This is a genomic window from Roseibium alexandrii DFL-11, assembly GCF_000158095.2.
GTDB classification, from domain to species: domain Bacteria; phylum Pseudomonadota; class Alphaproteobacteria; order Rhizobiales; family Stappiaceae; genus Roseibium; species Roseibium alexandrii.
In genome coordinates, this window is sequence record NZ_CM011002.1 from 1,314,499 (window position 1) to 1,329,462 (window position 14,964).

Consider the following 14,964-nt stretch of genomic DNA (forward strand, 5'->3'; position numbering starts at 1 on the left):
GCCAGTCCCTCAATAAAAACAGTGCAAGTCTAGATCCCAGATCCCGGCCAGAGCGTTGCCAATCAGCAAAGCATCAGCCTCAGTCTGGCAGTCGGTGAGTGACTCGATCCCGCCTTCCTTCAGGTGGAGGTAGACGCCCCAGATCTCCGCATCGTCACGGTCACACGGCTCGTACCAAGTCTCATCGTCTGTTTCAGATGCGTTGAGCAGCGGGTGGATCTCCAGTGCGTCACAGCTTTGGATCTCTTCAGCTGTCGGCTCCTGACCACCCGGCCAGCAGTTGTACATGTCTGGTGTCAGCGTCATGGTTAGCGCTCCTCTTCATCAAGGACGACATAGTCAAAGTTCTCGAACCACTCTTTGGCGGTTACCAGTCCCAGTAACAGAGCGTCTGCCTCATCCTTTGTCTTGAAGGCGAAGTTTCTAACAATCCCATCGCCGTTCTGTTCAATGTCCTCGCCAGAATGTCCCAAGGAGTGCGCAACTGGTGCGTCGGTACCGAAAACAATCGTTAAGGTGTGCATCACGCAGCCTCCGCGAGTGTGGTCGTTGCCGTTGTCTGGTGCGCCCGATAGCGGACCAAATAGGACCGGTGGACGGATGGATACCAGCGCAGCAAGAAGTCGTTTGCCTCCTCCGCAGTGTTGAACGTGTACGGCTTCCCGTGACTGGTCTTGATGTCCTTCCAGTCAGTGCCGGTAGGTGTTTTCAGGAGGATCTGTGCAACGTAAGACATGGTTAGTCCTTTCGATATAGTCGGAGACTTACTGTTATCAATGGGTCAAAAAGACCACGGCTTTTGTGCTTGTCCAGCATAGACCACAGGTGCCGCATGTATCGGTCTTTCCGGTCTGTTCAGGACAGATGAATGCTTGTTTGCTTTCCAGCAGGTCTGGAGCCTGTTCGTCATGCTCACTTAGAGCGCTGTTGGTGGCGTCGGTCCCGGCTGATATGCGGATCTGAAACCGTCCATCGGCACAGAGCCTTACCGATTGGATAGCATCGCCAATGGATGTCCCAATCTGGTGTGCGGTGTATCCGTAGACACGGAGCGCAGGAAACTTACCGAGCCATTTTGCCCATTGCGCAACGTAAGCCACATCAGGAAAATCACCAAGAACATGCAACCGCACCACAAAGCCGTCAGGGTGTTTTGCTTGATAGTGTTCCAGATCACGTTCCATTTGTTCAACAAGATGTTGGTCATAAGTGTACCTCACAGCGTTTCGCATGTTGTTGCCGTAGCAGTCAGCCCAGTGTTTACATGACCTTGGGCAAGTAGTCCGCTCTTCTAGTGTTACAGTCATGATAGGCATTCCCGCCCAATGACCTTTTGTGACCTTCTTTCCGAGCTTTGTATTTGTGCTCTTCTTGATGACACGTTCGGTCTTTCCCATGCCGTCAGAGACGCTCTTGACCTTATTCATGAAGAGTGGACGGCCAGCCATAACGGCCAGTTCGGTCTTGGTAAGGTGTTTCATAGTGTGGTCCTTTAGACTTGTCAATCTAGTCGGAGAGTTGCTGTTATTGAGAGGCACAAAAAGACTGTGCCCCCTGATAACGTCAACCGTTCATCGCAATGAGTTTTTTATCAATCCAGCCCTGAGTGAAGTCAGGAGCCGTTACGATACGAGCGTCGTATGGTCCGTTAAAACCTGATGTGATGTCCAGAAGCTCTTCTTTCACTGTCTCCTTGTCATAGTCACCGAATGTTATCTCCCAAGGAGCGTTGTATTCGTCTTGGACGATAAGCCAGTAGAAGCGCATAACAGTGTCTTTCCGTGTTCGTTGTGTAGTCGTTGTGTTGCTGTTGTTGAAAACAGTTATGAGTCCTTCCGAATCGGTAGGCAAGCAGTTTTTTCGAAAAAAATAGTGCCACAGTGGTAGGCGTTTGTTTTTATTAAATAAAATAATGTTATCCACAGGCTGATAAGAGCCTATTTCCGGCCGATTGGGACTCGTTACCAGCCCATTACCAACCCTTCCAACACGTCCATGCATTGCCCGGTTATGCCGTGCCAAGGTTCTGTTAGTCTGTTTGCCTACCTACCAGACGCGAGCATTTCTGCCGGGTCTAGCGTGTACCGTTAGAGAATGGGTCTAATCTGTGCCAACAGCTAAACGAAAACCCAGCCAAGCGATCACCTGACTGGGTTCCAGAGTGTTTCATCTTTGCGCCACGCTGGCAGCACCCCCACCCCCTCACCTCGATATCCTGGCGGGGGGCATGGGGGGCGCGTGAGCTGCGGCTCGGGGGAAAAAGAGGTCACAAATCGCGAAGCAATTTTCAAAGTGCCTCTTTACAGCTCTCCTGGACCCCGAGAAGATAATTCCCACGGATCATACGCCGCTGTAGCTCCTGCTCGTGAAGAGTCTCCCCACGAACCTCCTGAAGCCCCTCTAACCTCTCGATACGCCACTCCAAGTCCTCCGCACCCTCATGTACGCCAGAACCCTCTGAGAGGCCGTCAGGAAGCCCGAGGAACCTCTTCAGGAGTATCTCTGCCCCTTCGCATTGAACAGGTGACCACGCCCCCTCAGAGGCGCTTACAGAGGCTGTCCCTGCCCCGACCAACATGACCGAGGCAGTGAGAAGGATCTTGAAGTGTCGCATGGGTATCCTCTTGATTCGACAACGAGACTCGTTAGGACTGATATACGTCCCTTGTGGCTCGTTCTTCAAGAGTCTCCCCTTCACGTCGCTTAGATCTCACACGGACGCCACCTTCCAGACAGCCCTCAATGAAGTCTTCAAGCTCAGCCATGAACTCGTCTTCCTTCATCGCAGCGACCGCTTGGTCAGCGTCGATCATCATGTTCCGGGTGTAGTGAGCGATGGCTCCTGCGAGGCTGTCTACGCCGTCGTCATGAGACAGGCAACCACGGTCCCTGGTGATGTGTGTGAGCTGATAGAGAACGCTGTAGACGCGCTCCTTATCGACGTCATGACGAAGCAATGACTCCGACACGACCAGCCTGTGAGTGGCTAGGACAGGCTCTAGAGTGTCGATGATCCGGGTCTCTTTCTGACCCTTCGCCCATTCACTCTCGACGACTGTACAGCCTCCTGGCCAGATCTTACCGAGGATCGGATTGAAGGCAGATACCCACATCCCCTGACCGAAGTTAGGCTCGACCTCAACGGTGTTGACGTTGAACCGCTTGGCGTCCTTGGCGATGGCTACCATTGCCTTCTCAGGGTCTGCAATCTCAGCTCCCTGGTGGACCCAGTACAGGATCCCGTTAAGAGCCTTGAGGATGGTCCAAGAGGTCTCATCCTTGCCTCGTCCGGACGGGTCAACGAACAGCACTGACTGCTCGTAATCCCTCCACTCCTGGTCCACGAAGAGAGGACGCAGAAGGTAGTCCCCGGAGAAGCCCAGGTTGGGAATGTCCTTGATGACGTTTATCTTGTCTGAGTGACGTCCCCACTGGATCGTGACAGGAGCCTTCGTTGGGTTACACTCAAAGACGATGAGGTCGTGCTGCCTTAGCGGATACCGCTCAGCGTCCGATAGGGACGTGTCGAGCATGTACTGCAGGGCGAACGTTGACCGGCCCTTCGCCTCAATGGCGTTCATCTCTTCATCAGAGAACCGGGTGTCGATAGCGCGACCCTCACGAACCTCACTACGGTCTCTCATGTACCGCAGGTAAGGAGCCAGGATGTCGATCTCTTCACGACCCTCAGTGATGAGGACGTAGTTCTTCCGCTTGTCTGCTGTCGGGTATCTCACCGGGATGCAGAAGCAGCTGAAGCCCATTTCGATGACGAGGACGTTGTAGACCGACTCCTCTGTCTGAGGTGTCCCCAGGAAGATGATGTCGCCCTTGCCGTGTTCTGTCTTGGTGACCGGAACGAAGTCCGACAGGACCACGTTCAAGATACGTTGACGAGCCTCTTCCGTCTTGGAGTTGCTCTCGATCTCGATGTCATCAGCAATGAGTGTCGTGGCACGGGAACCGGTAATCTGACCGGTGATGCCTCGTGCAGTGACGCTGTGGGACTGGGACAGCGATGCCCCGGCGACGTCGAACTCGTCAGCCTTGTCTCGTCGTGTCGCGCCCTCCTGGCGGTCCCCTTCGAGCAGCCAACGGATCTCAGGCATCGACTGAATGATGCCCTTGGTCTGGTCAACGAACTGCTTCGCCTTGCCTGACGAGGCCGATACGACCATGACCTTCTCGTCCTTGGGGTTCCTCATCAAGAGCCAGATAACGAAGGCTGCAGTGATGTAGGACTTCCCCAGGCCACGGAAGGCGCGGATGATGTCTTCTCTAAGGCCCTTGTGTCGGACCTGTCTCTCTTCCTCTGAGAGCTTCTCCCATTCTAGGGAGTCAGCGCCGTACTGTAATCGGTGAGCGATCTCGTACTGGGCGCGTGTTGGTTCTGGTAGCCCAAGGTGTTCCCAGACGCGGTCGAGGAAGGCTGTAAAGCTCTCATAGAGAGGCCAATCCTCTTCCGGTCGGGTAACCACCCAATGGGGATAGCGCTCACCTTCGATCTCGTAGGTAAGCGGTTCAAGCATTCGCGGCGCGATACTTCTCTAGCTTGGATGAAAGGTTCTTCGCCATAGGGATGACGTTCTCGTCTTCCTCTTGTCCAGCGAAGTCCTTGGCGACTTTTGCAGCGACCGACAGGATCTGTGCCGGGGCCGGGGTACGGATGACTTCTCCGTCCTCTGATAACTTCTGCTCACCATTCTCAATCCGGTCGATCAGATCATCGATCAGGATTTCCTTGAGCTTCTTCACGTCAGCCATTACAGGCGTCTATCTTCATTCCATGTTTGGTGATGTCCACCACCCACCGGCCCAGGTCAGGATCTGTTTGCGAGACGTCTTCGAGCGTGTCGATGACCTCTGCGCTGGGCCAGGGGAAGGCAGGACATTCAGTTACGGGAACGCCTACGCAGCTCTGCAATAGCATCGCGAGTAGGCATGTTCCGACTATCAATGAGATCCGCTTCACGATGGAACTTGAGAGCCTTCTTGAAAGCAGCGTTCTCGGCCTTCACAGAGCCGTCAGCGCGTCCTTTGATGTAGACGACTAGACTGGCCAGGATAACGCCGAGAAGCTGTACAAGAGGCTCCCAGAGACCTTCTAGGATCACTTGTCGGTCTTGGCGTTGCCGACGTTAAGCGCCAGCACATCCACGACCTTCCGGACCTTTGCGACCACAGCGTCGTCCTTGGGAGTCGGCGTGAGAGCAGCGATAGCGGAAGCAGCAGCGATCACAGCAGTGACCGCGATGAAAATGTTGTCGAGATTGGAAACGATCCAAGTCATAAAAAATTCCTCACTTTGGAAAAGGGAAATGGGACACCACGTAGGATGCCCCTGCTCCGACTGCAGCAGCCCAGCCCGTCAGCGTAGCGCGGGACCGTTCGAGACTGCCTAGTCGTTTGTCATGGGTTGAGTGGGTTGCCTTCAGGTCTTGGATCTCTTGGAGAGCTGAGTCGAGCTTCCCGTCGATACGTCCAAGAAGGAGAAGGGTTTCGGTGTTGTCGGCCACTAGACCGGCCACCCAGCATTGATATCGACAGACGTGTCAGACTGATCAATCAGATCGGACAGAGACCTCTCGTGATCAAAACAAGCCTGGACGAAGTCACCAACAGCTTCACCGATGTTGATCATCTGATCAGCGGTAAGCGACACCCAGCCGTCTCGGCCTTTGAAGTTGATCATATATCCGGGGGCATCTTTCTTACGCTGAGCTTGTGCGTAGGCCCCGTTGATCATCGCCTGACTCTCACGAGAGGTGTCAATAAGAACGCCGTTCAAGATGAGACCACCAGTTTCGACTTCCCACCGCTTCGCAGCGAGAGCTTCCTTCTGGAGTTGTCGAGTCTTTTCTGGCGTTTCAGTGTATTCTGCGGCGACCTCTGGGGACAGCACGACCAGTTTGTCGTTAATGTAAGCTTTCATGGTCAATTATTAATATCCGTACAGTCGAATACGACCTGCATCTACGTTACCGCCCTGAAACTTAAAGCGAATTGCATTGATCCCACCTACAGCTCGCCACTGTATCGCGTTGTTTAGGCTATAGCCGATAGCGAGCGGGTTGAGGTTGAAATCACCTGATCCAAGGATCGTCCCGGAGTTTTGATTGTAACCGGGAACTATCAGACCGCCTGTCCATCCGTAACTTCCGTTTGCGCCTGACGAGTTGATCGCGTTATCAGCGTAGGACACGCCGTTGTCGTTACTCACCGCGATCCTAGCCGTGAAGTTCGCCGCCGCGTTGTCGTGACTGGCGTCCTCTATCACCATCAACAGGTGACTATACGTGGTCGGAAGGTTCGTAAACGCCACGAAAGGCACTGCAGTAGTAACCTCTGTCTCGAACAACAGAGACATACCAGGAGCCGGTAGATTGAGCAGTTCTGACCCGTCTACAGCCGGGAGCTTGCCACCCTGATCCAACTGGACCAAGTTGTCTGCACTTGTACCGACCGAAAGACCAGCACCAGCGACATTCGTCAGGTTCTCGCCAGAAATAGCTGGAAGCTTACCGTCGCCGTCCAGTTGTAGCAGATGCTCTGGTCCAGACCCGACAGGAAGTCCAGCCTTGAGCTGTCCTTCGGTCGTACTCCATTGCGGGACATGGTTGACAGTCACGCCAGACGGAGCAACCACAGCTCCAATGTCTTCTGCTGAAATACCTTGAAGAAGAGAAACAGCGTCAGAGATTGTGGAGATGTTGTCTGACACCGTGATGATGTCGCTCGACAACGCCAAAACCTGATCATAAGTCGCTGTGAGTTCCGGCCTAAAGACGTTGTAGAGGAACGAATAGGTGATGACGTCAGTACCGGCTTCCGGATCACCGACGTTGGTCAGCTTGTAACCCAGTGCGTCCCAAGACAGACCAGACCTGCCGATAATATCCGTCGTCTTATCAACCGCTTCTTGAGCGAGATAGAACGCTTGTTTGCTGTCGAGGTTCAGAACCTCTTCAGGAAGGATCGCTGGGGTCTGGTAATCCACCAAACGAGCGTCAGGCGACGAGCTGCGCTGGATCCGCACAACAGCATCGATAGCCGGTGCGGGAGAGATCTGAACGGTCGCGTCATTCGTCCAAGTGAATGACGTGTCAACACCGTCAACAAGTACGGATACGTGTTCCGGCTTTAGATACGGGAACGAGACCGCAAAGTTGGTTGTCGAGCCATCGCCAAGATGCTCAACGAATGAGTTTGCCATTTGTTTTCCTATGAAAAAGGAGGCCCGAAGGCCCCCTCAATTGATTATTCGATAAGAAGGTTTTCACCGACCCTGATCAGCTGCTGGAGAGGTAAGAGGGATCGAAGCTTCTCGAAGCCCTTCTCCGTGTCTCCGTCAGCGAAGGCCATTGCCATGCCGCCAGCGTCTTCGAAGGTCGAGACGCTCGGTCCTAGCAGCGACTCCCACCACTGGTTCCTGATGAACCGGCTGGAGGCTCCAGGCAGGACATCCATACCCAGTGCGTCGTTGACGCTGCTGCCGAACATCTTCAAGCCCATGTCCGCGTAAGGAGACATCCACGAGGCCAGACCTGACCGGTCGATAGCTTCGTACATGAGATCCTTGGCATCACGCTCGAACGGATCCTTGCCGTACAACGCCGCTCTCAGAACGGTGATGGCAAACCCGAGGGCAACCATCTGCGCTGCGGCCCAGGCGAAACGAGTGTCAGACGGATCGACATGACGTGCTTGATACATCGGCTGGATGACCCGGTTAGCTGCAGCAAAGCCAAACGACTGGAACTGCAGAAGGAACCGGCCAAGCTCCGTGGACATCACCAACGGACGGTCAGCGATACCTGGAGTGATCACAGCGCGGTCTTGAGTGTTCCGCATGATCCGGCGAAGAACCTGCTGCGCCTGGAGGTCTACGCTGTTCTTTCCCCATTGCTCGAAGTCAGGCAGGAAGACATCGTCTTCAAGCTGTCCGTCAATGTCGAAATACTTACGCAGAAGCTGTGCTTCGTAGTCCCCAAGACCAAGTGCAGTAAAGCGGGCCTTATCTATGTCGGAAAGACCGCCTTGTCCGGGCGATTTGTCCCAGTTTTTCACGGCTTTATTCAGCTCTTGGAGCTGCATGATGGACGCAATACCTTTGGTGGTTGCGTTCCACCCGGCCATGAGGTTCACGACCGACAGTTTGTCAGCCATGTACCGGGTCGTGGAGTCGATACCCTGGGTGATCTTGTGCGTCTTGGAGCCTTGCTTACCGATGCCGCCGCGACCACCCTCATGGATGTCGTAGAGAGCATGTGTACGGCTCCGAAGCAGCATGAACTCACTGGCCGTGATGATCGTCCGCAGCTGAGCCTTGTCCATGTCCTTCAAGGTGGTTCGCCAAGCCTTTGCGGCCTTCGTGAACTCCTTGGAGAACGGGCGCTTCCCAGTGGTGAAGTAGATCTGCGCGAGATCCGTGAAGGAACTCGTTACGAACAGTCCACCAAACCGCAGAAGAGACCAGCGACGGAAGTTCCGACTGGCGTATACCCAGACGCTGTCTGGATTGTCAGGCATGTCGTAGTGCCCGCTCAGACGTCCGACCATTGCTTCCAGATCCTTCCGGCCTTGATCCATCTCGGACCTAAGCTTTCCAGCTTCCTTCTTGTCACCCGATTGTTCCGCTGTTGCGATACGGTTCTCGTAATCCGCACGGATCGGATCCCACATCTCCTCGACGTTATCGGTACCGACAGTCTTCCGGAGAGCCACACGAGAACCAACGTCCCTGAAGTACCGGTCGTAGATGGACATCAGATCGGTGTCTAACCAACCCTTCTCCATCATCCGCCGCTTCTCTTCAGCTGTCAGCTTGATCGTCCGTGACTTCTGCCGACCAGACTCCATCAGCTCCGAAGGCATTCCGCCCCAGGGAGTGCGAGGACTCTTTGCGAGCGCCTTGACCATCTCGTCAACACGTTCACGAGCTGTCTTACCCTTGATCATCTTCTTGTAGGCAGACTTGGCCGACTTCAGCTCCTTGCCCTGCTCTTTGAGCCGGTCGCGGAGGTCTTTACGAGCGATCTCAGCGTTGGCCTTGAGATCCTTCACCTTTGCCCTGTTGGCTTCGATGTTGTCCAGTTTGGTCTGGATCCGATCAACCCGGATTGAAAGCCGCTCGAACTCTTTGTTGGCGGTCTTCAGCTCCAGTTCACGCTGCCGTGCGCGTTCCTCGATACGAGCCAGTCGCGGTGTCTCTTTGACCTTCGGCTGAGATGCCATAGACCGATGAAGACGCGCTTCAGCTGTCGCCAGATCGGACACGAGCTTCTGGTAGGTCTCGTCATAGGAGAACGACGACTGGAAGTCGCTGTCAGCCCATCGACCCTTCGCTCGGTCTGCGTTCCGGACCTCATTCATCCGGCCCGAGATATGAGCGAACAGACGCTGTTCAGCCTCTGTCACACCTTCCTCTGCCTTCCGAATGGTCACCGGAGCGTCAGTCTCCAGAGACAGGCGTTCGAGTGTCATCGTGCGAGCTGCTTCCGCAGCCGTGGTCAGAGCGTTCTGCTCAGCCTTGATGAGAGACACTTCGGCCCGCTGGAGTTCCGCCATGTTGACGGACAGTCGAGCAGCTTGGTTGATGCTCTTCATGTTCCAGTTCCGCAGAGCGGTCGTGGCCTTCTGAGCGAGCTTCTCGATACCACCCTGGCGACGGGCGATCTTCCGACCCTTCACGTCTGTTCCCAGATCCGCGATGTCACCCTTGAGAGTGTCCTTGGTCGTCTTCACGCTGTCTTCCGCCAGTCTGACACGCTCTTCAGCAGCGTCCAGGCGGTCGAAGTATTTCAGGTCTGTGTATTCGGTCGTGACCCGTTCCTTGAAGGCTGGATCGCTGTCGAACTCAGCTCTTGTCATCCCCGGATAGTTGTCCGTGATGAACTCGTCAGGGATCTCCCCTTCGAGCCTCTCCATGAAGTCCGCTTTGAACTCGTTAAGATCGCGCACGATATTATCGTACACCCACAACTGAGGCATACCGTACTCGCCTTCGATCTGATCTGGAGTGATCATACCGGTCGCGATCATATCGTCCACGATCTTTTGGTTGACCTCGTCAAACTTGCCGGAGACCGTCTCGACACGAGACAGGATTTTGTCAGCGTTTTCCTCACCAAACCGTTCTACCAGACCGGCCCGATCTGCGTCGTTGATCATCCCGTGCATCTGGTAAACCGTCAGCTGATGGAACTCCTGAGGAGACATTTCATGCTGGAACCGGGAGCTGCCTGTGATGTTCTCTGCAGCGGACCCGAAGTCGGCTTTGAGATCGCCCAGGAACTGGCTTGTCTTGTTGTCGCCGTCCACCAGACCGATGTCGATGAGCGTCTTGCGGTACTCTGTTTCCAGAGTGTTCATGACGTCGATCTGAGTGTCCTCAAGGAACTGCCCGAGAGCGTCTTCAGCGGACATCACATCAGCCTCGCCACGGAGGTGGTTCTTGGTGATAGTGCCGCCCTTGTTGACGATCTTCATGAACAGACCACGAGCGTTCGGATTGGACATCCGGAAGATCCGGCCAAGGGGTGTCGCACGGGCGAACCAGTTCACACCACCAACAGCTGTCGCTTGGTCTTCGAGATCTTCGACAGGAGCGTCAGCACTCAGTCCAGCGGGTCGTGGACCCTGGCCGAGGGGTTGGTTAGGAGCGTCTTCAGGATCGATTGTGATGGTCACGACGTCGTCACTGTCCATGTCCTCGATCTGACCGGCTTCCACCTTGATTGCTGTCGGACGGCGACCTTCCGCAACCTCCACTTCACCGTCTTCCTTGACGATGATCTTCTCGCTCTCTTCAACAGTCTCGCCCAGGTTCTGGGAAACGATGACCGGCTCCGGATCCCCGGAGAACATCTTCTCGGCCCGTTCCGGATCCTTGGAGAGAGCTGTGCCCATACGGGCGAGCTTATTCGACCCGGCTCCGATGCCTCCACCGAGGAGACCACCGGTCGCAATGCCCATGAAGACGTCGCTAGGGGTTCTTGTAGCCTGCTGTGAGTACAGATAGCCCTCAGTTAGGGCGGATGATGCAGCGACCGCTGTACCGGCCTTCAGGGCCGATTTGAGGGCCTTCTCGCCCTTCTTGAACTGGCCGAGGAAAGGGATCACGGTCAGCAGATCGACATCAGCCAGGGTAGACGCGACACCAAGGACGGTACCGAGGGTGTTACCGTTCTGAATGATCCGTTGTTTTTCGAGATCCTGACGCGCCCGGCTGACCTTGTCTTCGAACCGTTCAGGGCTGTAGACGTCGTCGAAATATCCGTTCAGCAGCAGCGGCTCGATGTCCTGGTACTGCTCCTGATTGTTCTTGTAATAGGTGAAGGGGTTGAACCCCGCCTCCTTGCGCTCTGAGAAGTCGTTAATAGCACCGTTGTCGAGCGCCTCACCCACGTTGGTTTCAGAGGTGTACCACGCGCCGACTGTCTCTCCGGTTCCGGAGGTCCGCTGTCCTACTTCAGGACCACGACGATGGAGGAGGTTAGATCGGACGCGGTTGACCGCGCCCTCTCTTTGGTTGGGTTTAAATTCCAATTACGATGCTCCGTAGAATAAACGAGCCTCTTTGGCGGCTCTTCCCCAGATCACCTTCAGGTTCTTGGGGTTGGTGTGCTTTCGAATGTGTTCAGCCACCTTGCGCCTATCCCCGGCCTTCACCAGCGGAATGAGTTCCTTGTACTGGGATGGTCGGTTGTAAGCGATGGAGAACAATGCGAGACGTTCGTGTTCCTTCAGAGCGATGCCCTGGAAGTCCCGGTCGATGTCTCGTTCGATGATGTTCGCGGTGTAGTCGAACAGCTGACGGACTTGGCGCTCAGAGAGGCCCTTCTTGCCGTTCACGACGTCCTGGTAGTCCTGGCCGGTGATCCCGAAGAGATCGCGGAAAGCGGTCTTACTGTCGTTCCGTCCGGTCATGTTGAACCCGAGACCAATGGATCTGTAGCCGACGTCGTCATAGGAGAAGTTCTTGAAGCCTTCCTTGGCCTTGATCATCTGATAACGGCGGTTGCCGTAGGACTCAGAGACAGGCGCTGTGGCGACATCAAGAGCCGTACCGCCTTTGGTGATGATCTGGTTCTGGATTGCGTCATCCAGCACCAAGAACGGGTCCGCGACATCTGGCTGCAACAGGTTGACACCTTGCGGTACCAGACCAGCGCGTTTCAGACGTGTCAGCATCCCGGTGGTCATCTTCTCCCTAGCCTTGAGGAAGGCGTTGTTACCAGCACGAGCTTGTGTCTGGTTGGTCGAGCTGACGGAAGGGAGCATGGACACCACAGCCGAGGTAGGCTCCACAGGAGTGTCCCCGTCCAGGTCTTCAGTGGTCTCATCAGCAGGAACAAACTGCTCCTCCTTCTCATCCACTGTCACGCCCTTGAACCGGCCCTTGTAGACCAGCGTGGCGTACCCGGCGTCGTTCATCACGAACTCGATGCCGGTCTGTTCAGAGCTGTCGATACCCATCGCTGCGAGGAGGTGCTGCTTGGCGAACTCAGGATCAGCATCGCCGTTCCAGTTCTGACCAAACTTGACCGTCATTCGCTCACGGGACTGCATCTCAGACCACGGAGAGTCGATAGGCTGTAGCTGATCGAAGTCCGGAACGGTGACAGTCATCTCCTGCCCGACCTTCAGATGAACAGGCTTTCCGTCCACCATGACCGTGTAACGACCATTGGAGGTGAACTCACCCGGCATCAGGGAGAACTCCCCCTCACCCAGGTCAAGACCCGTTTCCGCGTTTTCGAGGCTGTCAACGAGCAGCTGAGCGTCCTCTTGGAACGTCTCGACCGTATTCTCGGCCTCTTTCGTGTGCGGGTTCACAACGTCTGTTCCCATCGGGACGACCGGGATCGCCTTACCGTCAGCGTCTTGAACAGTCTCGGTGGCTCTCGGGATCAGGCGTGTGCGTCCGTAAGGAGCCGGTACCTGATCTGCGTTTGCCAGACCACGCTGAACAGCTTGATCAATGATCTCGTCATGATCCAGCTTGAAGCCTGCGTTCTCAGCCACTGCAGACTGGTATGCGATATCTTGGATGATCCGTTGCTTGATCTCGTCGCTGATATCGATGTTGCCCAGGAGAGCGTTGCCAGTCTCAGCGTCAGAGACAAGCGCCCCTGCCCGACTGAACCATTTACTCCAGCCCGTCGCCACGTTGTCACGGATCTTCAGCTCCAGGCTGGCGGATGCCTTAGCCTTCCCGATAGCATCGTCTTCATGACCACTGAACGTCGCCAGATTGAACTTCGACATGTCTGCCGCGATGTTCGGGTTCTGAGCGAGCGCTTCGAGAGCCATCCCCGGCTCCATCGCACCATTATTCGTGGCCTGTTGGAGGACGCTGAAGTAAGCCTTGGCTTCCTTCGAGATCGCTTGGTTGAAGAAACGCTTGTTGTGTGTCGGATCCTGATTGTACAGGGAGTTGAAGAAGTTGAAGCCAGCGAGAGCGTTGTCGCGGTTCCGGAGATCCAGTAGGCGACGGTTGAAGGACTTCTTGACGTCTGGAGAGATCGCCTGTGCAGAGAACACATGACCAGCGACTGAGTTGATCTCAGCGATGTCCGTTGTGGTCCGGTAATCGATACCCAGCTTGTTCCGGATGTATCCGTCTTGCTGTTTCTTGATGACCTCTTCACCTGGGAACGCCGCATTGTCAGTCTTCAGGTACTGATCGTAAAGCTCCATCTCAGCGAGATCGAAGCTGTACTTGTCCATCTCGACACGAAGCTTCTCCTTCATGTCCGCGTACTTGGCTGGGCTTCCCCAACGGCTTTCGCCACGGACCAGAGAAGCGTAGGCGTTAGTGATCCGGCTTTCGCGCTCTTCAAGAGCCAGTCCAGGGTCAGAAATACCCCGGATCATCGCCGCCGTCACCTCACGGTGCTGGGCAGCGCGGATGTCGATCTCTTCGTTCCAGATCTTGTGGAGGTGCTTGTTGAGGTTCGACCACTGCTGTGGACGCCACTCAGCGAACGTCTCGCCGTTCGGGCCGTAGCCTTTCTCCTTCTCCATGAAGGTCTGGACGTACTCAACAGCGTCCCCGCCTTGTGTCCGAGCGCCGTCAATGAGGGCAGTCAGAACAGCAGTCTTGGCCTGGGCCGGGTCGTCGATGTACATACCCTGGGCGTTCTCCAAGAGCATGTTGATGTCGCCCATTGTGAAGTCACCCTTGGCCCCCAGCTTGAACGCCTTCTCAGTGACGAGGGTCTTACCTTGCGTCAGCTGGTAGCTGGTACTCTGCTTCTGGCGACTGTTGACGAACGAGTCGATCCCGGCAAAGAAAGACTTACCGACTTCGGTAAAGTGCTTCATCTCGTCCGTAGAGTGCTGTCCTTGGGCGTAGGCTCCGGCAACCTCTTGGTTCCAGAACTCTTCAGCTGCAGCCTCGATATCAGCATCGAGAGGGATCTGCGTCTCGGCCATCTGAATAAACTCAGCGGCCAGTTGATCACCGTCAGCGCCGCCTTTCAGAGTGGCATACGTCTCCAAATAGGTGTCGCCACCGTCCGGATCCGCCTCTCGACGGGCATACCAATCGAACTCAGCGTTGTTCTGCTCAGCGACCTCTTTCTTCCGGTACTCCTCATCCATCTTCGCCTTGTTGAGAACCTGGAGGTTCGAGAAGCCCTTCTGGACGCCACCGACGAACTGAGCGATGCCGTTCGAGAGCGCTTCAAGACCGCTCATCTGCTGGCGAACACCAGCACCGACGCTCTCCTTCTGCTGCGCGAAGCTCTGGCGATAGATCTGCTGAACCTGTCGTGAGGTGTCCTTGGCGATCTCTGCCTGGAGGTTTACGTCGTTAACATACTGCGCTCCGAGCCTCTCAGCTTCACGAGCGACAGTTTGACCGGTTCTCTGAGCTTCCTGAGAGATGCCGGCACTTGGGTTGTAGCCCTGTGGAGTGGCTCGTGGAGTGACCGTGCGGTCTACCATCTGTGTTCCGAC

13 protein-coding genes are annotated in these 14,964 nt (G+C 55.4%); all 13 read right to left on the bottom strand.

Translation table 11 applies throughout. The annotated features are described in order from the left end of the window. Positions 1-9 precede the first annotated feature (9 nt). Positions 10-306 (bottom strand): hypothetical protein, encoded by a 297-nt coding sequence (locus tag SADFL11_RS06135; protein WP_008194807.1) that lies wholly within the window; start codon positions 304-306, stop codon positions 10-12. A 2-nt stretch (positions 307-308) separates the two neighbouring features. Further along, positions 309-524, bottom strand: coding sequence for a hypothetical protein (locus SADFL11_RS06140; protein WP_008197478.1), 216 nt, complete (start codon positions 522-524; stop codon positions 309-311). Continuing rightward, on the bottom strand, positions 524-736 hold the full coding sequence (locus SADFL11_RS06145; RefSeq protein WP_008190288.1) for a hypothetical protein: 213 nt from the start codon (positions 734-736) through the stop codon (positions 524-526). The genes SADFL11_RS06140 and SADFL11_RS06145 overlap by 1 nt, the downstream gene beginning before the upstream one ends. 37 nt (positions 737-773) lie before the next feature. Beyond that, positions 774-1,481, bottom strand: coding sequence for a GP88 family protein (locus SADFL11_RS06150; RefSeq protein WP_008194479.1), 708 nt, complete (start codon positions 1,479-1,481; stop codon positions 774-776). 82 nt (positions 1,482-1,563) lie between these two features. Beyond that, positions 1,564-1,767: a hypothetical protein gene (locus SADFL11_RS06155; RefSeq protein ID WP_008189875.1), complete on the bottom strand. Its 204-nt coding sequence runs from the start codon at positions 1,765-1,767 to the stop codon at positions 1,564-1,566. Positions 1,768-2,287: 520 nt separating this feature from the next. After that, positions 2,288-2,614 (bottom strand): hypothetical protein, encoded by a 327-nt coding sequence (locus SADFL11_RS06160; RefSeq protein ID WP_008197474.1) that lies wholly within the window; start codon positions 2,612-2,614, stop codon positions 2,288-2,290. A gap of 31 nt (positions 2,615-2,645) precedes the next feature. Beyond that, positions 2,646-4,529 (bottom strand): phage terminase large subunit, encoded by a 1,884-nt coding sequence (terL, locus tag SADFL11_RS06165; RefSeq protein WP_008188692.1) that lies wholly within the window; start codon positions 4,527-4,529, stop codon positions 2,646-2,648. After that, entirely contained in the window at positions 4,522-4,764 is a 243-nt protein-coding gene (locus SADFL11_RS06170; RefSeq protein ID WP_008190149.1) for a hypothetical protein, read from the bottom strand. Before SADFL11_RS06170 ends, terL begins: the two co-directional genes overlap by 8 nt. Before the next feature lie 346 nt (positions 4,765-5,110). Next, the gene (locus SADFL11_RS06175; RefSeq protein WP_008192086.1) at positions 5,111-5,290 is read right to left on the bottom strand and encodes a hypothetical protein; all 180 of its coding nucleotides are present in this window, start codon (positions 5,288-5,290) and stop codon (positions 5,111-5,113) included. A 225-nt stretch (positions 5,291-5,515) separates the two neighbouring features. After that, complete coding sequence (locus tag SADFL11_RS06180) at positions 5,516-5,932, bottom strand: DUF4376 domain-containing protein (RefSeq protein ID WP_008197456.1); 417 nt, start codon at positions 5,930-5,932, stop codon at positions 5,516-5,518. A 9-nt stretch (positions 5,933-5,941) separates the two neighbouring features. Next, the gene (locus SADFL11_RS06185) at positions 5,942-7,213 is read right to left on the bottom strand and encodes a phage tail fiber domain-containing protein (protein ID WP_008190787.1); all 1,272 of its coding nucleotides are present in this window, start codon (positions 7,211-7,213) and stop codon (positions 5,942-5,944) included. Between the two features lie 44 nt (positions 7,214-7,257). Continuing rightward, entirely contained in the window at positions 7,258-11,547 is a 4,290-nt protein-coding gene (locus tag SADFL11_RS06190) for a hypothetical protein (RefSeq protein WP_008197447.1), read from the bottom strand. Continuing rightward, entirely contained in the window at positions 11,548-14,952 is a 3,405-nt protein-coding gene (locus tag SADFL11_RS06195; RefSeq protein ID WP_008190055.1) for a hypothetical protein, read from the bottom strand. It abuts the gene before it with no gap. Positions 14,953-14,964 lie beyond the last annotated feature (12 nt).